The sequence below is a fragment of the Pseudomonas sp. Irchel s3a18 genome (assembly GCF_900187535.1).
Lineage (GTDB): Bacteria > Pseudomonadota > Gammaproteobacteria > Pseudomonadales > Pseudomonadaceae > Aquipseudomonas.
This window is the reverse complement of record NZ_FYDV01000004.1, coordinates 273,478-295,099: the sequence shown is the minus strand read 5'-3', so window position 1 is coordinate 295,099 and position 21,622 is coordinate 273,478. Positions and strand designations below refer to the sequence as shown.

Here is a 21,622-nt window from a genome sequence, read left to right as displayed (position 1 = left end):
TCAACGTTCTGGTTTTTCCCATGCAATACGCTTATCCCCTGCTGGCCATTTTCATCTGGGCCGGTAACACCGTGATCACCAAAATGTCGGCCGGTGCGATTTTCCCCGCCGAGATCGGTTTCTATCGCTGGCTGCTCGCCGGGATACTGTTCACGCCCTTCATGCTCAAACCGGTGATCAACCATTGGCCAGTGATTCGCCCGAACCTGACGAGGATCTTCATCCTCGGCGTACTGGGCATGGCGATGTATCAAAGCCTGGCGTACTTCGCCGCCGCCCTGACCACCGCCACCAACATGGGCATCATCCTGTCACTGATGCCGTTGATGTCATTGGCCATGGCGATCGTCAGTCTTGGCCAACGGCTGACGGCCGGTGCGCTGGCGGGGGCGGTATTGTCCTTGGCCGGGGTGCTGGTGGTGATCTCGTCCGGCAGCCTCGGCGCGCTGCTGGAGCACGGGGTCAATCTCGGTGATGCGATGATGCTGATCGCGACCCTGGCCTACGCGATCTACAGCACCCTGCTGAAGAAATGGCAGCTGCGCCTGCCGCCCCTGGTGCTGCTCTACCTACAGGTGCTGGTGGCGGTGGTGGTGCTGTTTCCGCTGTTCGTGGCCTCGCCCAAGGTCGGCCCGACCTTGCAGAATATTCCGCTGGTGCTCTACGCCTGCCTGCTCGCCTCGATGGTCGCCCCCCTGGCATGGATGCAGGCCGTGGTGCGCCTGGGGCCGAGCCGGACCACGCTGTTTTTCAACTTGCTGCCATTGATCACCGCCCTGATTGCCGCCGTGGTCCTGCATGAGCAGTTGGCGCTATACCACCTGGTGGGCGGGCTGATGACATTGGGTGGGGTGCTGCTGTCCGAGCGCTGGACCACTGTGCTCGGTCGCGCATGATCTTCTGTGGCTATATACCCGCTGCTTTCAACCGCTGCGCATGCTCGACAAACAGGCGCACCGGATCGGCGCCTTTGCCCACCAGCCCCAGCGACTGGTTAACAATGTCGAAATGATCCAGCGGGTAGTCATCGCCGATCACCGTCCCCAGGTGCGAGCTGTAACGCCCGACCATGCCGTCGCACTGCCCCGCCTCGCGGACAAAGGTGTGAGCGAACAAGCGGCAGCTACGGTTGGTGCCGTCCAGCAGATTGCCGCCCCGATCGGTCTTGCCGGGTTGCAAGGTGCCGGACCAGGAGTAGTAGCGCACACCGTTGACCCACTCAGGCCCCTGTCCGCCCCACGCTTCAGGCAAGCCCTGTGGATAACGCTGGTTGAACAGGGCAACGCCTTCGCCCGTCAGGGAGTTGTGCGAGGCGTCTAAGTCCACCGGCCATTTGCGCACGTGATGACCGGTTTCCAGTACCCCCATCACCCACGCGACCATGCGCAGTAGCGCACTCAGTACACGGCCTTTCGCACTGTCGGGCGGGTAGTGCCGGTGCAGGTAATCCGCCAGTTCCGAGCCATGGTTGGGGCCGGCAACCGACGTCACCGAGGCCACCAGATCCGGACGCTTGGCCGCAGCGTATCGGGCGGTCAGCGCACCCTGGCTGTGGCCAATCAGATTGACCTTGCCGGCTCCGGTTTCACGCACGATGTCCTCGATTTGCATCAGCAGTTCTTCGCCGCGGACTTCATTGGAGTTCACCGGCGAAACCTGCACGGCGAACACCAAAGCCCCACCCCGGCGCAACGCCGGGATGATCCCGTACCAGTACGGGTACACCAGCAAACGAACAAAACCGAGCATGCCCGGGACCAATACCAAGGGGTAGCGCGTGGCGGTTTCCTGCGACATGGGCAAACATCCTTGTGATCGTTGGGAAGGTCCAGGCTGGGAAGCAAGACGTCGGCCACCCGCCTCGCCATCGAAGATGACACCTTTACCCTGCGTCTATGACATTCCCCGACGCCTATTTCAAGCCTGCCACCCCCGCCACGATCAAGGCAACCGACACCAGCTTGACCGGCGTCAGGCTTTCGCCCAACAAGGCGAAGCCCAGGAACACCGTGCCCAGCGATCCGATGGCCGTCCAGATCGGGTAGGCAATGCTCACCGGCAATTCGCGCATGGCCAGGGTCAGGAAGTAGATCCCGCCCACGGCCGCCGCCACGGTGATCAGCGACGGCCACAACCGGGTGAAGCCTTCGGCGTATTTCATGCCCATGGCGAACGTCACTTCGAACCCGGCAGCGACCAGCAGGAACAACCAGGCCACTTCAAAACACCCGGGCCAGCGCCCGCAGGCGTTGCTCGGCCTCGGCGACTGACACGGCAAAAGTGCGTTCGGCGGACTCTTCACCTTCGGCCGCAACCACCGTGACCTCGTCGAGGCCGATAAACCCCAGCGCCGTGCGCAGCAAGGGATCGGCGTGGTTCATGGCCTCGTTCTCGCCACCGGGGCCGAAACCGAAACCGCCACGGCTGGTGACAATCAGGGCTTTCTTGCCCTTCACCAGCGGTTCGTACTGGGCGATGCCGTTGTCCAGCGAGTGGTTGAAGGTCAGGCCCAGGCGCACGATCTGGTCGATCCAGGCCTTGAGACCGCTGGGCACGCTGAAGTTGTGCATGGGCGTGGAAATCACCAGCCCATCATGCTCGAGCAACTCGGCGACCAACTGATCGCTGAGCGCCAGATCGGCCTGCATCGACAGGGACCGGGCCTCGGGGTCAGGATGAAAGGCCGCAGCGATAAACGCTTCGTTTACCGGCGGAATCAACGCCCGCCCCACTTCTCGACGGGTCAACTGCGCGTAAGGATGTTGTGCCTGCCAAGCCGCTAAAAACACTTCGGCCAAGCGCCGGGAATGGGAGCGGTCGCCACGGGGGCTGGCGTGAACCACAAGAATTTTACTCATCTCAATCTCCCGAAGACTAAACTTGAATAGCTTTCGGCTTGCAGCTTGAAGCTCGCAGCCGGCCTTCTTCAAATGAGTAAAAATCAGTCCGGATGAATTGATCTCATCCATGGAGTCCCACGATGTTCGCTTCGCTCCCCTTGACCGCCCTGCGTGCGTTCGAATCAGCCTCGCGCCTGCTGAGTTTCAAGGCGGCCGCCGAGGAGCTGTCAGTGACGCCAACCGCGATTTCCCACCAGATTCGCGCACTGGAAACCTGGCTCGGCGTGCCCCTGTTCGAACGCCTGCCACGCCGCGTGCAACTGACCGACGGTGGTGAGCGCTTGTTTCGTAGCCTGCATGGGGCCTTGCTGGAAGTGGCGCAGAGCGTCGACACCCTGCGCCCCCAACGCAGCGGCACCACGCTGATGATTTCCACCACCGCGGCCTTCGCTACTCTATGGCTGGTGCCACGCCTGGGGCGGTTCTACGCCAGCCATCCGAACATCAAGCTGCGCCTGGACACCCATTGCGAAGTGATCGACCTGCATCAGGACGCCAGCGTCGACCTGGCCATCCGCTATAGCCTGGAGGACTACCCGAACCTCTACGGCCAATGCCTGTTCGACGAACAATTCGGCGTCTACGGCTCCCCCGGGCAAGTGGCGCTGGCCAGTCGTCGACCACCGACATTGATCAGCGTGAATTGGCACAACGCCAAACTCTATGCTCACGGCTGGGCAGCCTGGTGCGCCCAGGCCGGGGAAACCTGGCTGAGCAACCACCCGGTCACCCGCGAATACGATGAAGAGCATTACGCCCTGCAAGCCGCGATAGCCGGCCAAGGTCTGGTGCTGGCCAGCAACATTCTGGTATCGGAAAGTGTCGCCAGTGGCTTACTGGTGGGTTATCGCCCAGAGGTTCAGGTCAATGGTGCCGGTTACAGTGCACTGTGCGTGCCGGGGCGCGAGCGGCATCCGTCAGTTCGGGCGTTTTTTCAGTGGTTGGAAGAGGAAGCACGACTGTCAGACCCACTACAGTCGATGTAACGAACATTGGGTCGATCTTCGAACCTATTCTGTCTTGGGAAGAAAAACACGCAGTAGGCATGACCGGTTTTCTAAAAGACCTGAAACGCCAACCCAATCCAATTGAAATCAGGATCGATCAAGCTCGCACATAAAACATAAACCATTTCACACAACAAAAACCCAAACCCATTTGTTTCACATCAATCCGCCTGCCACCACCGAATGAGATCTGAATATCCGCAAGCATGCATCCTGCCTACACAGCACCAATGGAGTATCAAACCCCATTAGCGCTCAACACCGACAACGGTGTAGTTCTCAACCCTTCACCGTCTTCGGCGCCTTACCCAACTTCATCTGCTCCAGCAACGGCGCACACTGGTTCGGCGCGTCCTCGCTCGGCGCCACCAGTGCCAGCAAGCCCGCTGCGGGGCCCGCAAGCACCCCCAGCGCCACCATCCCCGCGCCGCGCAGCATCAACGGCACGCCCTTGACCCCGGCTTCCGGCTTTATGAACGTGCCGCGAACATACAGCGGCGAACGCAGGGAAATCAGGCGCCAGCCCTTGGACTCGGGGGATATGGTCAGGTCCAGCTGTTCAGTGGCCATGTTGGCCGTGCCGTCGATGTAGACGATCGCGTTCTCGGTGTCGAACACAAACAGACGCGACGTCGCCAGGCCACTCTTGATACCGAAGTCGGCGGCGGCGCAGTTGATCTTCACATCTTGGTCACCAAAGATTTTGCCAACCACATAGTTGCCGATGTTCAGCCCCGCCAGTTCCATCAACTCACGACTGATTGCGCCATCGTTGATCAGTAGTTTCAGGTCGCCGTTGGCGCTGCCCAGCAACGCCGCCACCGAGTTGCCATGCCCCGCGATGTCGGCGTCACCGTTAAGCTCGCCCAAACTGGTCTTCATCAGCTCGAAGGTCGGGAACAACTGCTTGAGTTTGAAACCACGGGCGCTCAGTTTTGCCCGCCCTTCCAGTGGCGTGGTTCGACCGTCGAGGCGGACCTGCGCATCCAGCTTGCCGCCCGCCACGCCAAAACGCAGCGGCTCCAGATTCAGCTGACCGTCGGTGAGCACCACATGGGCAAACAGGTCGTTGAACGGTAGTTTCTCGCTGTGCACGATGTGCTTGCCGGTGAACTCGACGTCGGCATCCATGTCACGCCAACGCTCGGTACGAAACGCCTCGACCGGCAGTACCTTGTCTGCTGGCTGCTTGCTGTCACCGCCGCGTGCCTTTTGCTTGGCATTGGAGTCGGCGCCGATCAACGGTGCAAGGTCCGCGAACAGCAGTTGATTGGAGACCAGCGCACCACTGAGTTTGGGTCGTGGCTGACGGGCCACGTAAACCAGGTTGCCATGAATGTCGCTGCCGCCGATGGTGCCATTGAAGTCCTCATAGCGGAACGTCGCACCCTCTCGCGCGCGCAGGTTGGCGATCAGGTGACCGTCCGTGGCATAGGGTGAGGAGTCCGGCAGGGTGACGCCGGTCAACGGATAGAGATTGCCCAGGCTGGTACCGGCCAGCTTCAACCGCAGGTCCAGTGCACCGAGGCTCAGTGGGTCGGTGAGAGTCCCCGCCAGCTCGACCCGGGTATCGGCAATCCGGGCCTGTACCTGTAGCGGGAACGGTCTGGCCGCGTCCTGCAATGCCAATAGCCCGCCAATCTTGCCCTCGCCTGAAAGCACCTGGCCGTGATACAGGCCTTTGACCTTGAGCGCAAATGCATAGTCCTGCGGCGCCGCCCCCTTCTCCCGAGCTTTTTTGGCGGTCTTGTCCCCGACGATATCGCTGAACGGGATCGGTTTGCCCAACGGATCGATCAGCAGGTCGAGCGAGGTTTTCAAGTGCTGATCGTCGAGGGTGACATGCCCCTTGTCGAAGCCGATTGCACCGATTTCCACCCCCCAGCGGGACGGTTCGGCATTCGGATCCTTGGGATCGAAGGTGAACGTCCAGTTGGCGCGACCGTCCTCCAGTCGTTGCAGGCGTGCAACGGGTTCGGTGAGATCGATGCGCGGAATCACCACTCGCTGCACCAACAGGGCCAACGGCGAGATGCGCAACTCGACCCGCTTGAGATTGACCATTTGCGGCTGCTTCGACCAATCCGGGTTGCCCAGGCTCAGGTCCTCGGCCACCACATGGGGCCAAGGCACCCAGGCGCGCCAGCCTCCCTCGTCGACATCACGCTGCCAGACCACCGACAGGTTGCCGTTGATCGCGAAGGAACGATGCAACTCTTCGGACACCTTGGCATTGAGGTCGGGTTTGATCCGGTTCCAGTCAAAGAACAGGATGATCACGACCAGCGAGGCCATCAGCAGCGCCAGACTGGTGAAGGCCCAGGTGAATATTTTACGGGTGCGCGTCATTGCACAGGACTCCTGATGACCACTCGGCGCCCGTACTGCGGCGCACGCAAGAAACGCCAGGCCATGAATCGCCCGGGCATAAACACTACGACTGGCAAATGGCCCGCAGGTTTAACGACAAAGTCGGGGGGCGCGCAAAAAGGCCCAGCTTTCTCCCCGACGCACCCTCCTGGCAGCGGTCCATCGCCCGCCATTTTCGGCCCGCCTGCGGGTCGCAAACAACTACCTCGGTGCCAGAGCACTCTGCGCAAACGCCCGGTCTAGAGGCGCTCAGCAGAACAATCAATTCTGTTGATTATTACCATTGTCCTTATGAACTTTTGTATCGACTTATCGAGCGTAGCATTGGCTCCGTACCCACTTTACCGCCCACCCACGGAGCACTCGATCATGAAACGCCAATTACTGCTTAGCCTTACCCTTTCGATCCTGGCCGCTAATGCGTTTGCCCTGCCAGCGGCCGAACAAGCCACTCCGCAAGTCAAAGGCAACCACTCGGCGTTCAGCCAGACCGTAGCTGAAGGTGGATCTGACCGCTTGCTGGAACGCAACAAAATCGCCGCCGATGGCTACGACCGTACCCCACAAGGCCAGACCGTTGCCGAAGGTGGTCGTGATCGCCTGGAAGAAAAAGGCCTGGTTGAGGATGGCTACAACCGCACCCCACAAGGCCAGACCGTTGCCGAAGGTGGTGGTGACCGCGTTATCGAACGCAACAGCGCTGTGAGCTAAGCCCATGGTGGCCCTGGAAAAAAGCCCGATCCCAGGATCGGGCTTTGACATTGTGTAATGTTGCTCCCGCTACGCCCCGCCTGATTACACCCCACTCAAGATCGACGCCGGCAAAGCTGATTTGCTAGAGTGCGCCGCTGTCCTTGATTAGAAGTCAGCCGCCTGATGCTGCCCCGCGCCGAACAGAAACAACAGACCCGCAACGCCCTGATGGACGCTGCCCGCCACCTGATGCAGTGCGGCCGAGGATTCGGCAGCCTGAGCCTGCGCGAAGTAGCGAAAACCGCAGGTATTGTCCCGACCGGTTTCTACCGGCATTTTGCCGATATGGATCAACTGGGCCTGGAGCTGGTCAGCGAAGTCGGCCAGACGTTCCGGGAAACCATCCGCCTGGTGCGCCACAACGAGTTCGTCATGGGCGGGATCATCGACGCCTCGGTGCGGATCTTTCTCGACGTCGTGGCCGCCAACCGCTCGCAGTTTCTGTTCCTGGCCCGCGAGCAATACGGCGGCTCACTGCCCGTACGCCTGGCCATCGGCAAGCTGCGCGAGAACATCAGCTCAGACCTGGCGGCCGACCTGTCATTGATGCCCAAGCTGCAACACCTGGACTTTGCCGGTTTGTCGGTGATGGCGGACCTCATCGTCAAGAGCGTATTCGCCACCCTCCCGGACATCATCGACCCACCCGCCGAGGCGCTCCCCGCTCACCTGACGCCCCAGGCAAAGATCACCCAGCAGCTGCGCTTTATCTTTATTGGTCTCAAGCATTGGCAGGGGTTGGGCAGCACGGAGTAACCCTCTGTGCTTGTTCGTCCGCGCCGTGATTTGGTGCGCCACGGAAGTTTTTTGCACCAAATCACACCATACCCCTCTCCGGTTTCCCGCACCACCTTCTAGCATTCCCTAGGCAATAGCTGAAATCTCCTACAGCTCGCGCTATTGGCAAGCCCCTTGCTCTAGCCATTGCATAGTCCTTTGCTGGAAGCCTTCCAATGCTGGTGATTCATCGCCGAATCGACCCTCAACCCGCCTGGGTCGCAGAGCTGCACTTGAACTTCGAGGCGCGCAGTAAAAGCCGTCTGCGCTGCTTCAGTGCCGAGGGTGAAGACGTCGGGTTGTTTCTAGAGCGCGGACAACCGCCGCTGCACGACGGGGAATGCCTGGAAGCCGAAGACGGCCGTATCGTGCGCGTCTGCGCCCGCCCCGAACAGCTGCTGCATGTCACCTGCGCCAACCCCTTCGAACTGACCCGCGCCGCCTACCACCTGGGTAATCGCCATGTGGCCCTGCAAGTCGGTGACGGCTGGCTGCGCCTGCTCGACGACTACGTACTCAAGGCCATGCTCGAACAACTGGGCGCCAGAGCAGACCCCATCGAAGCGCCGTTCCAGCCGGAACACGGTGCCTATGGCGGCGGCCATCATCACTCGCGACACGGTGACGAGGCGTTCAACTATGCGCCCAGGCTCCATCAGTTTGGCGTGCGCCTGTGAACCCGGCCTGGGCGCTGTTGCGACTGGCCAGCCCACAGCTGCCGATCGGTGGCTACAGCTATTCACAGGGCCTGGAAATGGCCGTGGAGAACGGCCGCGTGAGCGACCCGCTATCGGCCAAACGCTGGATCAGCGACCAGTTGCTGCTCAACCTCGCGCGCTTCGAAGCGCCGCTGTTGCTCGCCCATTGCCTCGCTGCTGCCGGGCAGGACTGGGCGCAGTTGTCGCAACGGTGCGAGGAGCATCGCACCAGCCGGGAAACCCGCGAGCTACATCAGGAAAGCCGGCAGATGGGTTATTCCCTGCAGCAACTGCTCAACGGTTTGCCGGAACTGGATGAGGCCGCGCGCCACTTCCTCGAACAACACCCCGAACCGCACCTGGCCCTGGGCTGGGCACTGGCCGCCCGCGCCTGGCAGATCAGCCCGCACGATGCCCTGGCCGCCTGGCTCTGGAGCTGGCTGGAGAATCAATTGGCAGTGCTGATGAAAACCCTGCCGCTGGGCCAGCAAGCGGCGCAACGGCTGACCAGCGAACTGCTACCGCTGCTGCAACAGGCTCAGCAGAGCGCTTCAAGCATTGAACCCAAACACTATGGCAGCGCCGCCTTCGGCCTGTCCCTGGCGTGCATGGCCCATGAGCGCCAGTACAGCCGTCTGTTCCGATCCTAGGAGAAACACATGAACGCACAACCTCTGCGCGTCGGCATTGGCGGCCCGGTCGGTTCCGGTAAAACCGCGCTGACCCTGGCCCTGTGCCTGGCGCTGCGCGAGCGCTACAACCTGGCGGTGGTCACCAACGACATCTATACCCGCGAAGACGCCGATTTCCTGGTGCGCAATCAAGCCCTGGCGCCCGAGCGGATCATCGGCGTGGAAACCGGCGGCTGCCCGCACACGGCGATTCGCGAAGACGCCTCGATCAACCTCGAGGCGGTGGATCAGTTGAACCGACGTTTTCCCGACCTGGACCTGATTCTGGTGGAGTCTGGCGGTGACAACCTGTCGGCCACCTTCAGCCCGGAACTGTCGGACCTGACCCTCTACGTCATTGATGTTTCCGCGGGCGACAAGCTGCCGCGCAAAGGCGGGCCGGGCATCTGCAAATCAGACCTGCTGGTGATCAACAAGATCGACCTGGCGCCGCTGGTAGGTGCCTCGCTGTCGATGATGGACAGCGACACCCGGCGCATGCGCAACGGCAAGCCGTTTGTCTTCAGCAATCAGAAGACCGGCCAGGGTCTTGAGGAAATCATTGCCTTCATCGAGCGCCAGGGGCTGCTGAGCGCGGCCTGAAGTTATCCACACGTCTTTTCAACAAGGAAGCTCAGTCATGACACTCCATCGCCTTTTTGCCACCGCAGCCCTGCTGCTCACACCGACCCTGGCCTTCGCCCACCCCGGTCATGGCGACAACGGCTTGCTGGCCGGCATCAGCCATCCGATCGGTGGCCTGGACCATTTGCTGGCAATGCTTGCCGTGGGGTTGTGGGCCGCGCAACAGCGAGGCGCCGCGCGCTGGGCACTGCCGGGTACCTTCGTCGGCACCCTGCTGATGGGCGGGCTGCTGGGTTTTGAAGGCCTGAGCCTGCCGGCACTGGAAAGCGGGATTGCCGCCTCGGTGCTGGCCCTGGGCCTGGCCGTGGCCTTGGCAGTGCGCCCGCCACTGAGCCTGGCAGTCGGCGCGACCGCCTTGTTTGCCCTGTTCCACGGCGTGGCCCATGGCCTGGAGCTGCCGGCCATGTCCAGCCCCTGGACCTACGCCATCGGCTTCGTCATTGCGACTGCCGCCTTGCATATCGCAGGTTACGCGGTGGTGCGGGTGTTGCCGCAAGCCGCCGCGCCGCTGGTTCGCATGGCCGGAGCGGCATCGGCGGCGACCGGGGCCTGGTTGCTCGCAGGCTAAGTCGCAAGCTGCAAGCTGACCGGCTCTTGCTTGCCGCTTGAAGCTTGCAGCTTGCCCCCCGCCCCTCTGCTACCATGTCGCGCAAACACTCCTGCCGTGACGACGCCAGCCAATGCCCCATGCTCCCCGCTCTGCCTCCCAGCCCGAACTGACCGCTCTGTTTGCCACCGTGCAACAGCATTTCCGGGACGTGATCGTGCCGCTCTGGCAAGGCCCCGGCTGGAACAGCGACATGGCGCTGCCCTATGAGGCCCTGGATGCCGAGCACCGGCCATTACCGCCGCAGCGCTACCGGGCCATGGCCTGTGCACGGCAGCTGTACCTGTTCGCCAGCCTGATCGGTGAGGTGCCGGCGGCCGAAGCGCGCGCAGCGGCCTTGTTCCGCTCGTTGCAACGGCACTTCCACGATGCCGAGCATGGCGGTTGGTTCTACAGCATTGACCCCCACGGCGCGCCGCTGGATCAACGCAAGGACCTCTACACCCACGCCTTCATCCTCTTTGCCTGCGCCCACTACTGGAGCAAGGTCCGCGAGCCCTTGGTGGAGTCGGTGCTCAATGCCGCCCTGGAAGTACTCGCTCAACGCTTTGCCACAGACGACGGCCTGTACGAAGCCAGCCTCGACCGTGACTGGTCTTCGCTCGGCTCCGGCCCCTTGCAGAACCCGCTGATGCACTTGGCCGAAGCGTTTCTGGCGACCCTGTCGGTACGCGATGATGCCCCGGTCCAGGCGGCACTCACGGCTCTGTGCGAGGCCATGCAGCAGCAGTTCATCGACCCGCAGCACGGGGTGATGATGGAGAAGCCGCTCAAGGCTGTGGATAACTGGTTTGAGCCGGGGCACCAGTTCGAATGGTTCTTCCTGCTCGACTCATCGCCAGTCCTGCGTGGCTCCACCCTGCATGCCTCCCTGAACCGCGCCTTCGCCGTCACCGAACAGTGGGGGGTCGATCCGCAGACAGGCGCCGTGGGCGCCATGCTTGACCTTGAACAGGGTGGCAGGCCTCGCGATGCCACACAGCGTATCTGGGCACAAGCGGAATACCTGCGCGCCCTGACCCTGCGCCCAGGCAGCGAAGCCTCGCTGCTGCGCCAACTGAACGCCTTGGCCGACCGCTTCCTGCATGCCGGAGGCTGGTACGAATGCCTGGATACCAGCGGCACGGTCAGTCGCCGGGACATGCCCTCGACCACGCCTTACCACCTGGCCACCTGCTACAGCGGGCTAGCCGAGTATTTTGGCTGAGCCTTGGGTGATGAGGAGGGCAAGCCTCCTCGCCACACTTACGCCTTGCTGCTGCGGTCGATCGCGAACCCGCCCCAGGTCTGGCTGACCGGCATCAGCTCCAGGCGGTTGATGTTGATGTGCGCCGGGGCGTTGAGCACCCAGAAGATGGTCTCGGCAATGTCCTGCGGTTGAATCGGCTCGGCGCCCGCATACGTTGCGTCATAACGCGCCTGGTCACCGGCAAAACGCACCAGCGAGAACTCGCTCTCGCACAGGCCCGGCTCGATGTTGCTCACACGCACGCCGGTACCCTGCAGGTCGCAACGCAGGTTCAACGAGAACTGTTGGACGAACGCCTTGCTCGCGCCATACACGTGGCTGCCCGGGTACGGGTAGTTGCCGGCGATGGAGCCGAGGTTGATGATCCCGGCGCCGCGGCCATGGGCGATCAGCCGTGGCAACAGCAGGCGAGTGCTGTACATCAGCCCCTTGATGTTGGTATCGACCATGGTGTCCCAGTCATCCAGGTCACACTTGGGCGCCGGGTCCACACCCAGGGCCAGGCCGGCGTTGTTGATCAGTCCGCGCAAGGTGGCAAACGACGGCGGCAGGTTGGCAATTGCCGCCTCCATCGCCTTGCGGTCACGCACGTCGAGCACCAGGCCATGGACCTCGGTCTGCTTCGACAGCTCGGCACACAGGGCATTCAAGCGCTCTTCACGGCGCCCCGTCAGCACCAGCTTCCAGCCAGCCTCGGCAAAACGGCGGGCGCAGGCTTCACCAAAACCGGAGGTCGCGCCGGTAATAAACAGGGTGTTGGACATCGTGCTCTCCTGACTTGGGCTGATACACAGCCATTGGAATGGGAAATCAGCCGGCAGCATGCCCGGCCACGTTCCTAGCAGCAACCTCGGGTTTACTGTACAAAAAACAGCCAACTCTTGCAGGGCCACGCCCGCCGCGGCTCACAGCCTGTTGCACGCACCTTATCCACAGCCCCTTCCACAGTCTTTGGGGGCAAGTACAAAACCCTGAACACCGCTATCCACAAGGCTTTGCGGGCAGATTGAAAAGTTTTTTGCTTGACCCGGCGGGCCTCACGTGTAGCCCTCCCCGCTTAACGCGACCGATCAGTCAGACAGGCGATGGCGCCAAGCCAGCAATTGCGCTGCTTTGCGCAGTCTTTCCAGAGTTTAACCACAGACTTATCCACAGGCTGTTCGAAGGCTTTCGGGGTGCAACTGCCTGCCAATAAAAAGGTTGACAAGACAGGCTCGGGGTCGCGTAAAAGCACCTGATCAAAAAACAACCAACAACCTGCAAGCCACGTAGATAAAGGCCTGCAACGAGTTGCACCCACGTTACCCACAGCCAGCTCCACAGCAAACGGGGACAAGTCAAAACTGTGGGAAAACAGCTGTTTGCAGCGGCTTTATGTCGCGCTTTGACAGGTTACGAAGATTGTTTTCCACATTTTCATGATTGAGGCCATGTATAGCGCCTACGCTGGAGCGGAAACGCAAAAAGCCCCGACGATTGCTCGTCGGGGCTTGTGCATGACCACGTTGACTCAGTGCCCGCCGAGATAGGCGTTGCGCACGTCCTCGTTCACCAACAACTCCTTGCCGGTGCCGCTGAGGCGGATCTCGCCATTGACCATCACATAGGCCCGGTCCGACAAGCGCAACGCATGGTTGGCGTTCTGCTCTACCAGGAAGATGGTCATGCCGGTCTTGGCCAGTTCGCGCAGGGTGGCGAAGATCTGCTTCACCACGATCGGCGCCAGCCCCAGGCTCGGTTCATCGAGCAACAGCAGCTTGGGTCGGCTCATCAAGGCACGGGCGATGGCCAGCATCTGCTGCTCACCACCGGACATGGTCATCGCCCGCTGGTTGCGGCGCTCCTTGAGCCGTGGAAACAGCTCGAACATGCGCTGCATATCCTCATCGACGTACTTGTCACCGATCGGGATGGTGCCCATCTGCAGGTTCTCCTCGACCGTCATGTCGGGAAACACCCGCCGCCCTTCCGGCGACTGCGCGATGCCGTTGGAGGCGATGTAATGGGACGACTTGTGGGTGATGTCTACGCCCTGATAGATGATCTGCCCGTCAGCCGCCCGGGGCTGGCCGAAGATCGACATCAGCAGCGTCGACTTGCCGGCACCGTTGGAGCCGATCAGGCTCACGGTTTCTCCTTCGTTAATGTGCAACGAGACTTTCTTCAGGGCCTGGATCGGCCCGTAGAACACGTCCAGCGCCTTGAGTTCGAGGATCGCACCCTTGGTCATACGAGCTCCTCTTCGTCAGCACCCAGGTAGGCGGCGATCACTTTCGGGTCGTTGCGGATTGCCTCGGGCCCACCCTCGGCGATCACGTTGCCGTGGTCCAGCACCACGATGTGGTCGGAAATACTCATTACCATGCCCATGTCGTGTTCGATCAGCACCACGGTCAGATCGTGCTCGTCGCGTAGCAGACGGATCATCGCGCTCAGCGCTTCGGTTTCCTGCGGGTTGAGGCCGGCGGCCGGTTCGTCGAGGCAGATGATCTGCGGCCGCGTGCACATGGCCCGGGCGATTTCCAGACGGCGTTGCTGGCCGTAGGACAGTTCACCGGCCAGGCGGTTGGCACAGTCCACCAGGTCGACCACCTCCAGCCAGTAGAACGCGCAGTCCAGTGCGTCGCTTTCGGCCTTGCGATAGCCCTTGGTGTTGAGGATGCCGGCCAGCATGTTGCGGTTGACCCACATGTGCTGGGCCACCAGCAGGTTCTCCAGCACCGACATTTCCCGGAACAGGCGAATATTCTGGAAAGTCCGTGCCAATCCGGCGCGGTTGATCAGGTGCGTACCACCGAACATCTTGTAGTAGAGCCGACTGGCGAAGCTTTTCGGCGAAACGAAATCGGTCGCCTTGAACGACTCCCCAAGCATTTTGATGACGTTGGTTTTCTCGCCACGGGTATTGAGTTCGATCTTGCCACCGGAGGCTTTGTAGAACCCGGTCAGGCAGTTGAACACCGTGGTCTTGCCCGCGCCGTTGGGGCCGATCAGGGCGAAGATCGAGTTGCGTTCGACCTTCAGGCTGACGTCACTCAGGGCCTTGATGCCGCCGAAGTGCATCATCAGTTTCTCTACCGAGAGTACGACTTCACTCATGACGTTTTCCTCTCATAGGCAATGGCACCTTTACGCGGCGTCACGCCGGTACGGCTGATGCGAATCAGGCCGCGTGGTCGCCAGATCATCATCAACACCATCAGGATGCCGAACAGCAGTACGCGATATTCGGCGAAGCCGCGCAGCAGTTCCGGGGCGACAGTCAGCACGAACGCCGCGATCACCACGCCAATGGTCGAGCCCATGCCGCCGAGCACCACGATGGCGAGGATCAGTGCCGATTCGAAGAAGGTGAACGAGGTCGGGTTGACGAAGCCTTGATAGGTGGCAAAGAACACCCCGGCCAGACCGGCAGTCGAGGCACCGATGGTGAACGCGGAGAGTTTCACCAGTACGTGGTTCAGGCCCATCGAACGGCAGGCGATTTCATCTTCGCGCAAGGCTTCCCAGGCACGACCGACCGGCATGCGAGTCAGGCGGTCCTTGATGTACAACACCGCCAGCACGACGAGGAACAGCACGGCGTAGATGAAGTAGTACTTCACGTCAGGGTTGTAGGCGATACCGAAGAACTCATGGAACGGCACACCGCCCTCCTTCGCCCTTTTGCCGAACTCAAGACCGAAGAACGTCGGCAAAGGCGCCGCCATACCGTTCGGGCCGCCCGTCAGCGACAGCCAGTTGTTGAGGATCAGGCGAATGATTTCACCAAAGCCCAGTGTCACGATGGCCAGGTAGTCGCCATGCAGACGCAGCACCGGGAAACCGAGGATGCAACCGGCCAGCCCGGCAGTGATGGCCGCCAGCGGCAACACCGTCCAGAACCCCAGCCCGAGGTATTGATAACCCAGCGCCAGGCCGTAGGCGCCGATGGCGTAGAACGCTACGTAACCCAGGTCCAGCAGCCCTGCCAGACCGACCACGATGTTCAGGCCCAGGCCGAGCAACACGTAGATCAACCCAAGGATCACCACCCCCAGCAGGTACGAGTTGGAGAAGAACGGGAAGACCACGGCGATCACGATCAGCAGCGGGATGATCCAGCGCAGCTGCGATTTGTAGTCCGGCGCCAGCACATGCACGCCAGAGCCGGTGCTCTCGAAGCCTTCGAGAATCTGCAGGCCCTTGGTGGTTTGCAGAAACAGGCTCAGAGCGAAGCGACCGGCCATTACCACGGCAACGATCCAGGCAACACGCGTGGGTTCCAGAATAAAGCTGTAACCATCCAGCACGACCCCGACAATCGGGCCGAACACAATCAGGGCAATGAGGCCGGCAAGAATCGCGTCGACCAGGCTTTGTTTGATATCGATCGATTTATTATGGGTTGAAGACATTGCTTACACCTTCGACACAAGAGGACGGCCGAGCAGGCCTTGAGGCCGAAAGACCAGAACAAGAACGAGCAACGAAAAGCTGAAAACGTCTTTGTAGTCCGAGTTGACCAGGCCGGAGAACAGCGACTCGGAGATCCCCAGAATGATCCCCCCGAGCATCGCGCCTGGCAGCGAGCCGATACCACCCAGAACCGCAGCGGTGAAGGCCTTGATACCGATGACGAAGCCTGCGTAGAAGTCGAAGGTGCCGTAGTTCATGGTGATCAGCACACCGGCCAGCGCGGCCATGGCGGCACCGATGATGAACACGTAGGAAATCACCCGGTCGGTGTTGATGCCCAGGATCGAGGCCATCTTGCGGTCTTGCTGGGTGGCACGGCACATGCGGCCGAGCTTGGTGTACTTGATGACGTAGGTCAGCAGCGCCATGCCGGCGAATGCCGCGACCAGAATGAAGATCTTGGTGTAGGTGAGCTGGACGAAGCCAGTGCCGATATCAACCCGCCATGCACCGGTGAGCAGCGTCGGGACCCCTTGCTGGCGGGCGCCCTGGCTGATCTGTGCATAGTTTTGCAGGATCAGGGAAATACCGATGGCGCTGATCAGCGGTGCCAGGCGAGTCGAGTTGCGCAGCGGTTTGTAAGCAATACGCTCGATGACCCAGCCATACACCCCGGTGACGATAATGGTGAAGACCAGTGTACCGAGCATCAACAGCGGGAAGGATTCAATACCGAAGTAAGCCAGCAGTGCCAGACTGATTGCCGCGAGGTAAGCGGAAATCATGTAAACCTCGCCGTGGGCGAAGTTGATCATGCCAATGATGCCATAGACCATTGTGTAGCCGATGGCGATCAGGCCATAGACCGACCCGAGGGTCAGGCCATTGACCAGTTGCTGCAGGAAAATACCATCCATAACGCAATCTCACGCATTTGAGAGACTGCACAAGCACCCGCTGCCACGGCCTGGGGTTCAGCCAACCGAAATACAGAGGCGTGTGCAGCTCTCCGAGAAAAGACAGGTACTGCACGGACACGTTGCAGCCGGCCGCTCCATCGGGGCGACCGGCTCAAACGCTCAGGTCACTTCTGTTTTTCGAGCTGGTGGTATTTGCCGTCCTTGTCCCACTGGTAAACCACATAGTCGGAGATTTTCAGGTCGCCCTTGCCATCCCAGGTCTTCTCGCCCATCACGGTTTTGACCGGGTTGGCTTTCAGCCATTTGGCAGCGTCTTCGCCCTTGTTGGACTTGGCACCGTTAAAACCGGCGGCCAGTGTCTGGACCGAAGCGTAGGCGTACAGGGTGTAGCCCTCAGGCTCGGTGCCGGCCTTGCGGAACGCATCCACCACGGCCTTGCTCTCTGGCAGCATGCGCGGGTCGGCGCCGAAGGTCATCAGCACGCCATCAACGTATTGCGCGCCGCCGGCAGTGGTGACCAGCTCGTCGGTGACAATGCCGTCATCGGACATGAACTTGACGTCCTTGAGGCCTTGTTCACGAATCTGGCGAACCAGCGGGCCGGCTTCCGGATGCAGGCCACCGAAATACACCACATCGGCACCCGCGCCACGGATCTTGGTGACCACAGCGCTGAAGTCTTTCTCGCCGCGGGTCAGGCCTTCATATAGGACAGGTTCCACACCGCGCTTGACCAGTTGAGCCTTGGTGGCGTCCGCCAGGCCCTGACCGTAGGTATCCTTGTCATGCAATACGACGACTTTCTTGCCCTTGAGCACATCGACGATGTAGTCGCCGGCAACGATGCCCTGCTGGTCGTCACGACCGCACATACGGAACATGGCGCTCAGACCGCGCTCGGTCACCTTGGGGTTGGTGGAGCCCGGAGTAATCGTAATGATCCCGGCCTCGTCGTAGATCTCGGACGCTGGAATGGTCGAAGACGAGCAGAAGTGACCGACGACACCGGCGACTTTCTGATTGGTGAGGTCCTTGGCGACCGTCACTGCCTGTTTTGGCTCGCAGGCGTCATCGCCTTTGACCAGAACGATTTTCTCCCCGTTGACACCGCCCGCTGCGTTCACCGCATCGGCCGCTGCCTGTGCACCCTTCATGTACTGCTCGCCAAATGCCGCGTTGGCGCCCGTCATTGGACCCGCTACGCCGATCTTGATGTCAGCCTGAGCAAACGCAGAAACACCCAATGCAGCTGCCACTGCGAGGGCCAGAAAACCTTTCTTGTAAAACGTCTGGGACATGAGGTGGTGCTCCAAGGTTTTTTTATAGTTGGCACTGCGACTTCACTGAATGCTCAGAGCAAGGGGCGTGCCATCGGTTTTTTATTCTTAGAAAAGTCGCTGCTTGATTGTTATTTAGACTGACTCGGACCCTTTTTCATTGGGCGTGCAACCGTCTAAACCGCAGAAGGTGAAACCAATATTTTTTAAAGGCGCAACCTCTACGTGCCAGTATTGCAACCATCAGCAGAAACGACGTGCAACCAGCCTGTAACAGCCCGCGTCACCGAACTGCACACTGCTGGTGCGCCACTGCTACAACGCGCACCACTACAGGCTAGTCGCTGCGCCGAAAAGCGCCGCGTCCGGGAGCAAATTCACCGGGTCAAATGACAATCCGCAGGCACTGCCCCGCGTGATAGAGGGAGAAACCCGCTTCGTACAAACAACTGCGCAAGCCCACCCCGGCCAATGGCTGCATGGGGGCGAAAGGAATCGGCAAGGCTTGAGGATTTCCGTTACACAGGTAATCGGCGAAGGCTTTGCCGACCACGGTGCCTGTGGTGACGCCACGACCGTTGTAACCGGTGACAGCTACCAAACCGGGTGCAGGCTCGAACAGTCGCATCAAATGATCGGGCGTGAACGCGATGCAGCCGGTCCAGGTGCACTCCCAATCCACCGGTTCAAGGTACGGGAAATAGTGCTGCTGAACCCGGTCGGCCCAGGCCTTGAGAAACCACGCCGGTTTCTGGCTGCCGTTGCCCAGACTGCCGAGCAACAGCCGGCCGTCTTGGTCACGACGAATGCTGCTGAGCACCTGACGGGTATCCCAGGACCCCTGCCCTCCGGGCAGAATCTGCTGTGCCGCCTCCTCGGTCAGCGGCGCGGAAGCCACCTGGTAGTAATAACCCGGGAAGAAGTTACGGCGCAGCTCGGTCCAGTCGCCTTCGGTGTAGGCGTTGGAGGCAATCACCACTTGCTCGGCCATGACCGAACCCTGGGCGGTTTGCACCGACCAGCGCTGGCCCTGGCGCTCCAGCCGGGTGACTGCCGAGTGGTCAAACAACTGGCCGCCCAGGTCCGCCGCGGCCTTGGCCAGACCACTGGTGTAGGCCATCGGGTTGAGAGTGCCGGCACGGCGATCGAGCAACGCGGCCGCGATCTTTTTAGTTCCGGTGGCCTGTTCGCAGGCAGCGCCAGTGAGCAGCTCGACGGGGGCGCCGCGGCGTTTCCATTGCTCCTCGCGACTGCGCAGATCAGCTTCGCCACGGGCGTTATGCGCCATGTGCAGGGTGCCTTCACGGCGTAGCTGGCAATCGATGTTGTACTTGTCGATCAGGCTGAACACCAAGGCAGGTGCCGCACCGAGCATCCGGTTGAGCTGGCTGCCCACCGCCTCGCCGAACCCGGCCTCGATCTCGTCCGGGGGGATCCACATGCCCGCGTTCACCAAGCCGACATTGCGCCCGGAACCACCCTGGCCGCAGCGTTGGGCCTCCAGTACGCAGACGCTTTTGCCCTGCTCCAGCAAATGCACCGCCGCCGACAAACCGGTGAAGCCGGCGCCGATGACGCAGACATCCGCCGTCACTTCGCCCTTGAGCGCCGCACGGTCAGGCCGTTGCGGCGTCAGTTTTTCCCATAAGCACTCTTCGCGTAACGGCATTGCCAGACTCCAACAGAAACCTAACCAACACACAGTTCACCTGTAGGAGCGAGCTTGCTCGCGATGGACGTTAACGATAACGCGTGCTTGCTGATTAAACGCGCTGCCTTTGAGTTCATCGCGAGCACGCTCGCTCCTACAAGGGGGTCACGGTTCGACTCGAGAACTAGTCGAACGTGATGCCCTGTGCCAACGGCAGCTCCAGCGAGTAGTTGACCGTATTGGTCTGCCGGCGCATGTAGCCACGCCAGGCATCGGAGCCCGATTCGCGACCGCCGCCGGTTTCTTTTTCGCCGCCAAACGCGCCGCCGATTTCTGCCCCGCTCGGGCCAATGTTGACGTTGGCAATGCCGCAGTCACTGCCCACCGCCGACATGAATTGTTCGGCTTCACGCACGTCAGTGGTGAAGATGCACGACGACAAGCCTTGCGGTACCGCGTTGTTCAGGCGCAGTGCTTCGGCAAAGTCGGAGTAGCCGACCACATACAGAATCGGAGCGAAGGTCTCGCTGCACACCACGTCGCTCTGCTCCGGCATTTCCACGATGGCCGGCGATACGTAGTACGCATTCGGGAACTGGCCTTCGAGCTGACGCTTGCCGCCAAACACCCGGCCGCCTTCACTCAAGGCCTGTTCCAGCGCGTCCTGCATACTCTCGAAACTCTGTTTGTCGATCAGCGGCCCCACCAGGTTGCCTTCCAGCGGGTGGCCGATACGCACCTTGGAGTAAGCCGCCTTGAGGCGGGTGACAATCTCTTCCTTGACCGACTCGTGGGCGATCAAGCGACGCAGGGTAGTGCAGCGCTGGCCGGCGGTACCGACCGCACTGAACAGGATGGCTCGCACCGCCATGTCCAGGTCAGCGCTTGGGCCGAGGATCATCGCGTTGTTGCCCCCCAGTTCCAGAATGCTGCGGGCGAATCGCGCAGCAATTTTCGGCGCCACTTCACGTCCCATGCGGGTGCTGCCGGTGGCGCTGATCAGGGCCACACGCGGGTCGTCCACCAACGCTTCGCCGGCATCACGGCCACCGATAATCACCTGGCTCAGGTACGGCGGGGCATCACTGAAGTTTTTCACTACGCGCTCGAACAGTGCCTGGCAGGCCAGCGCGGTGAGCGGGGTCTTCTCCGACGGCTTCCAGATCACCGAGTTGCCGCAGACCAGCGCCAGGGTGGTATTCCAGGCCCAGACCGCGACCGGGAAGTTGAAGGCGCTGATCACCCCCACCACACCCAGTGGATGCCAGGACTCGCGCATGTGGTGGCCCGGACGTTCGGAGGCGATGGTCAAGCCGTACAACTGGCGCGACAGGCCGACGGCGAAATCACAGATATCGATCATTTCCTGTACTTCACCCAGGCCTTCCTGAGTGATCTTACCGGCTTCCCAGGACACCAGTTCGCCCAGGTCGGCCTTGTATTCACGCAGTACTTCGCCGAACTGGCGCACCAGTTCACCGCGACGCGGTGCCGGGACCTTGCGCCACAGGTCGAACGCATGCTCGGCGCGACTGACCTGCTGCTCGACTTCGGCGGCACCTTCCCAGTTCACCGAGGCAATCTGGCTGCCGTCGATCGGTGAATGCACGGGCTGTTTGCCGTTCTGGTACAGGGCCGGGTTCACCCCCAAACGATCAAGCAATGCGGCAACCATGGGTTACTCCTTCAAGGTGAAAAG

21 protein-coding genes are annotated in these 21,622 nt (G+C 61.2%); 9 read left to right on the top strand and 12 right to left on the bottom strand.

Features of this window, described 5'->3' with window-relative positions; translation table 11 throughout:
* Positions 1-20: 20 nt before the first annotated feature.
* A complete protein-coding gene (locus tag CKW29_RS08515) occupies positions 21-896 on the top strand; it encodes a DMT family transporter (RefSeq protein WP_095144778.1) in 876 nt (291 codons plus the stop codon).
* Positions 897-906: 10 nt separating this feature from the next.
* Here CKW29_RS08515 and CKW29_RS08510 read toward each other — a convergent pair whose 3' ends face one another.
* The 3 genes from CKW29_RS08510 to CKW29_RS08500 form a co-directional block, all read right to left on the bottom strand.
* On the bottom strand, positions 907-1,797 hold the full coding sequence (locus CKW29_RS08510) for a triacylglycerol lipase (protein ID WP_095144777.1): 891 nt from the start codon (positions 1,795-1,797) through the stop codon (positions 907-909).
* A gap of 115 nt (positions 1,798-1,912) precedes the next feature.
* Entirely contained in the window at positions 1,913-2,218 is a 306-nt protein-coding gene (locus tag CKW29_RS08505; protein ID WP_095144776.1) for a multidrug efflux SMR transporter, read from the bottom strand.
* Position 2,219: 1 nt separating this feature from the next.
* Positions 2,220-2,858, bottom strand: a complete 639-nt coding sequence (locus CKW29_RS08500; protein ID WP_095144775.1) for an FMN-dependent NADH-azoreductase — start codon at positions 2,856-2,858, stop codon at positions 2,220-2,222.
* 122 nt (positions 2,859-2,980) lie between these two features.
* On the opposite strand from CKW29_RS08500, the gene CKW29_RS08495 reads away from it, so the two are divergent.
* Complete coding sequence (locus CKW29_RS08495; RefSeq protein ID WP_095144774.1) at positions 2,981-3,886, top strand: LysR substrate-binding domain-containing protein; 906 nt, start codon at positions 2,981-2,983, stop codon at positions 3,884-3,886.
* Positions 3,887-4,186: 300 nt separating this feature from the next.
* On the opposite strand, the gene CKW29_RS08490 is transcribed toward CKW29_RS08495, so the two are convergent.
* A complete protein-coding gene (locus tag CKW29_RS08490) occupies positions 4,187-6,256 on the bottom strand; it encodes an AsmA family protein (RefSeq protein WP_095144773.1) in 2,070 nt (689 codons plus the stop codon).
* Between the two features lie 390 nt (positions 6,257-6,646).
* On the opposite strand from CKW29_RS08490, the gene CKW29_RS08485 reads away from it, so the two are divergent.
* From CKW29_RS08485 to CKW29_RS08455, 7 genes are all read left to right on the top strand, one after another.
* Positions 6,647-6,988 (top strand): hypothetical protein, encoded by a 342-nt coding sequence (locus CKW29_RS08485; protein ID WP_095144772.1) that lies wholly within the window; start codon positions 6,647-6,649, stop codon positions 6,986-6,988.
* A 165-nt stretch (positions 6,989-7,153) separates the two neighbouring features.
* Entirely contained in the window at positions 7,154-7,786 is a 633-nt protein-coding gene (locus CKW29_RS08480; protein WP_095078180.1) for a TetR family transcriptional regulator, read from the top strand.
* A 197-nt stretch (positions 7,787-7,983) separates the two neighbouring features.
* Entirely contained in the window at positions 7,984-8,484 is a 501-nt protein-coding gene (gene ureE / locus CKW29_RS08475) for an urease accessory protein UreE (protein ID WP_095144771.1), read from the top strand.
* Complete coding sequence (locus tag CKW29_RS08470; RefSeq protein ID WP_095144770.1) at positions 8,481-9,155, top strand: urease accessory protein UreF; 675 nt, start codon at positions 8,481-8,483, stop codon at positions 9,153-9,155. Before ureE ends, CKW29_RS08470 begins: the two co-directional genes overlap by 4 nt.
* 9 nt (positions 9,156-9,164) lie before the next feature.
* Positions 9,165-9,779 carry an urease accessory protein UreG gene (gene ureG / locus CKW29_RS08465; RefSeq protein WP_095144769.1) on the top strand — a complete coding sequence of 205 codons (615 nt, stop codon included), beginning with the start codon at positions 9,165-9,167 and terminating at the stop codon, positions 9,777-9,779.
* Between the two features lie 37 nt (positions 9,780-9,816).
* Positions 9,817-10,389, top strand: a complete 573-nt coding sequence (locus tag CKW29_RS08460; protein ID WP_095144768.1) for a HupE/UreJ family protein — start codon at positions 9,817-9,819, stop codon at positions 10,387-10,389.
* A gap of 112 nt (positions 10,390-10,501) precedes the next feature.
* Positions 10,502-11,635: an AGE family epimerase/isomerase gene (locus CKW29_RS08455; RefSeq protein WP_095148273.1), complete on the top strand. Its 1,134-nt coding sequence runs from the start codon at positions 10,502-10,504 to the stop codon at positions 11,633-11,635.
* A 38-nt stretch (positions 11,636-11,673) separates the two neighbouring features.
* On the opposite strand, the gene CKW29_RS08450 is transcribed toward CKW29_RS08455, so the two are convergent.
* From CKW29_RS08450 to CKW29_RS08410, 8 genes are all read right to left on the bottom strand, one after another.
* A complete protein-coding gene (locus tag CKW29_RS08450; RefSeq protein ID WP_095144766.1) occupies positions 11,674-12,441 on the bottom strand; it encodes an SDR family oxidoreductase in 768 nt (255 codons plus the stop codon).
* A 746-nt stretch (positions 12,442-13,187) separates the two neighbouring features.
* Positions 13,188-13,907, bottom strand: coding sequence for an ABC transporter ATP-binding protein (locus tag CKW29_RS08440; protein ID WP_095144764.1), 720 nt, complete (start codon positions 13,905-13,907; stop codon positions 13,188-13,190).
* Positions 13,904-14,776: an ABC transporter ATP-binding protein gene (locus tag CKW29_RS08435; RefSeq protein ID WP_095144763.1), complete on the bottom strand. Its 873-nt coding sequence runs from the start codon at positions 14,774-14,776 to the stop codon at positions 13,904-13,906. Before CKW29_RS08435 ends, CKW29_RS08440 begins: the two co-directional genes overlap by 4 nt.
* Positions 14,773-16,074, bottom strand: coding sequence for a high-affinity branched-chain amino acid ABC transporter permease LivM (livM, locus tag CKW29_RS08430; protein ID WP_095144762.1), 1,302 nt, complete (start codon positions 16,072-16,074; stop codon positions 14,773-14,775). Before livM ends, CKW29_RS08435 begins: the two co-directional genes overlap by 4 nt.
* A 3-nt stretch (positions 16,075-16,077) precedes the next feature.
* Positions 16,078-16,992, bottom strand: coding sequence for a branched-chain amino acid ABC transporter permease LivH (locus CKW29_RS08425; RefSeq protein WP_095144761.1), 915 nt, complete (start codon positions 16,990-16,992; stop codon positions 16,078-16,080).
* Positions 16,993-17,159: 167 nt separating this feature from the next.
* A complete protein-coding gene (locus CKW29_RS08420) occupies positions 17,160-18,293 on the bottom strand; it encodes a branched-chain amino acid ABC transporter substrate-binding protein (protein WP_095144760.1) in 1,134 nt (377 codons plus the stop codon).
* Between the two features lie 364 nt (positions 18,294-18,657).
* A complete protein-coding gene (locus CKW29_RS08415; protein WP_095144759.1) occupies positions 18,658-19,941 on the bottom strand; it encodes an FAD-binding oxidoreductase in 1,284 nt (427 codons plus the stop codon).
* A gap of 166 nt (positions 19,942-20,107) precedes the next feature.
* Positions 20,108-21,598, bottom strand: a complete 1,491-nt coding sequence (locus tag CKW29_RS08410; RefSeq protein WP_095144758.1) for an aldehyde dehydrogenase family protein — start codon at positions 21,596-21,598, stop codon at positions 20,108-20,110.
* Positions 21,599-21,622: the final 24 nt, after the last annotated feature.

What these genes read in the sequence shown, in the direction of transcription:
- CKW29_RS08495 (WP_095144774.1), top strand. Translation starts at nt 2,981, where the DNA reads ATGTTCGCTTCGCTCCCCTTGACCGCCCTGCGTGCGTTCGAATCAGCC.
- CKW29_RS08435 (WP_095144763.1), bottom strand. Translation starts at nt 14,776, where the DNA reads ATGAGTGAAGTCGTACTCTCGGTAGAGAAACTGATGATGCACTTCGGC.
- CKW29_RS08490 (WP_095144773.1), bottom strand. Translation starts at nt 6,256, where the DNA reads ATGACGCGCACCCGTAAAATATTCACCTGGGCCTTCACCAGTCTGGCG.
- ureG (WP_095144769.1), top strand. Translation starts at nt 9,165, where the DNA reads ATGAACGCACAACCTCTGCGCGTCGGCATTGGCGGCCCGGTCGGTTCC.
- livM (WP_095144762.1), bottom strand. Translation starts at nt 16,074, where the DNA reads ATGTCTTCAACCCATAATAAATCGATCGATATCAAACAAAGCCTGGTC.
- CKW29_RS08450 (WP_095144766.1), bottom strand. Translation starts at nt 12,441, where the DNA reads ATGTCCAACACCCTGTTTATTACCGGCGCGACCTCCGGTTTTGGTGAA.
- CKW29_RS08455 (WP_095148273.1), top strand. Translation starts at nt 10,502, where the DNA reads ATGCCCCATGCTCCCCGCTCTGCCTCCCAGCCCGAACTGACCGCTCTG.
- CKW29_RS08515 (WP_095144778.1), top strand. Translation starts at nt 21, where the DNA reads ATGCAATACGCTTATCCCCTGCTGGCCATTTTCATCTGGGCCGGTAAC.
- CKW29_RS08485 (WP_095144772.1), top strand. Translation starts at nt 6,647, where the DNA reads ATGAAACGCCAATTACTGCTTAGCCTTACCCTTTCGATCCTGGCCGCT.
- CKW29_RS08425 (WP_095144761.1), bottom strand. Translation starts at nt 16,992, where the DNA reads ATGGATGGTATTTTCCTGCAGCAACTGGTCAATGGCCTGACCCTCGGG.
- CKW29_RS08460 (WP_095144768.1), top strand. Translation starts at nt 9,817, where the DNA reads ATGACACTCCATCGCCTTTTTGCCACCGCAGCCCTGCTGCTCACACCG.
- CKW29_RS08420 (WP_095144760.1), bottom strand. Translation starts at nt 18,293, where the DNA reads ATGTCCCAGACGTTTTACAAGAAAGGTTTTCTGGCCCTCGCAGTGGCA.
- CKW29_RS08440 (WP_095144764.1), bottom strand. Translation starts at nt 13,907, where the DNA reads ATGACCAAGGGTGCGATCCTCGAACTCAAGGCGCTGGACGTGTTCTAC.
- ureE (WP_095144771.1), top strand. Translation starts at nt 7,984, where the DNA reads ATGCTGGTGATTCATCGCCGAATCGACCCTCAACCCGCCTGGGTCGCA.
- CKW29_RS08480 (WP_095078180.1), top strand. Translation starts at nt 7,154, where the DNA reads ATGCTGCCCCGCGCCGAACAGAAACAACAGACCCGCAACGCCCTGATG.
- CKW29_RS08500 (WP_095144775.1), bottom strand. Translation starts at nt 2,858, where the DNA reads ATGAGTAAAATTCTTGTGGTTCACGCCAGCCCCCGTGGCGACCGCTCC.
- CKW29_RS08410 (WP_095144758.1), bottom strand. Translation starts at nt 21,598, where the DNA reads ATGGTTGCCGCATTGCTTGATCGTTTGGGGGTGAACCCGGCCCTGTAC.
- CKW29_RS08415 (WP_095144759.1), bottom strand. Translation starts at nt 19,941, where the DNA reads ATGCCGTTACGCGAAGAGTGCTTATGGGAAAAACTGACGCCGCAACGG.
- CKW29_RS08510 (WP_095144777.1), bottom strand. Translation starts at nt 1,797, where the DNA reads ATGTCGCAGGAAACCGCCACGCGCTACCCCTTGGTATTGGTCCCGGGC.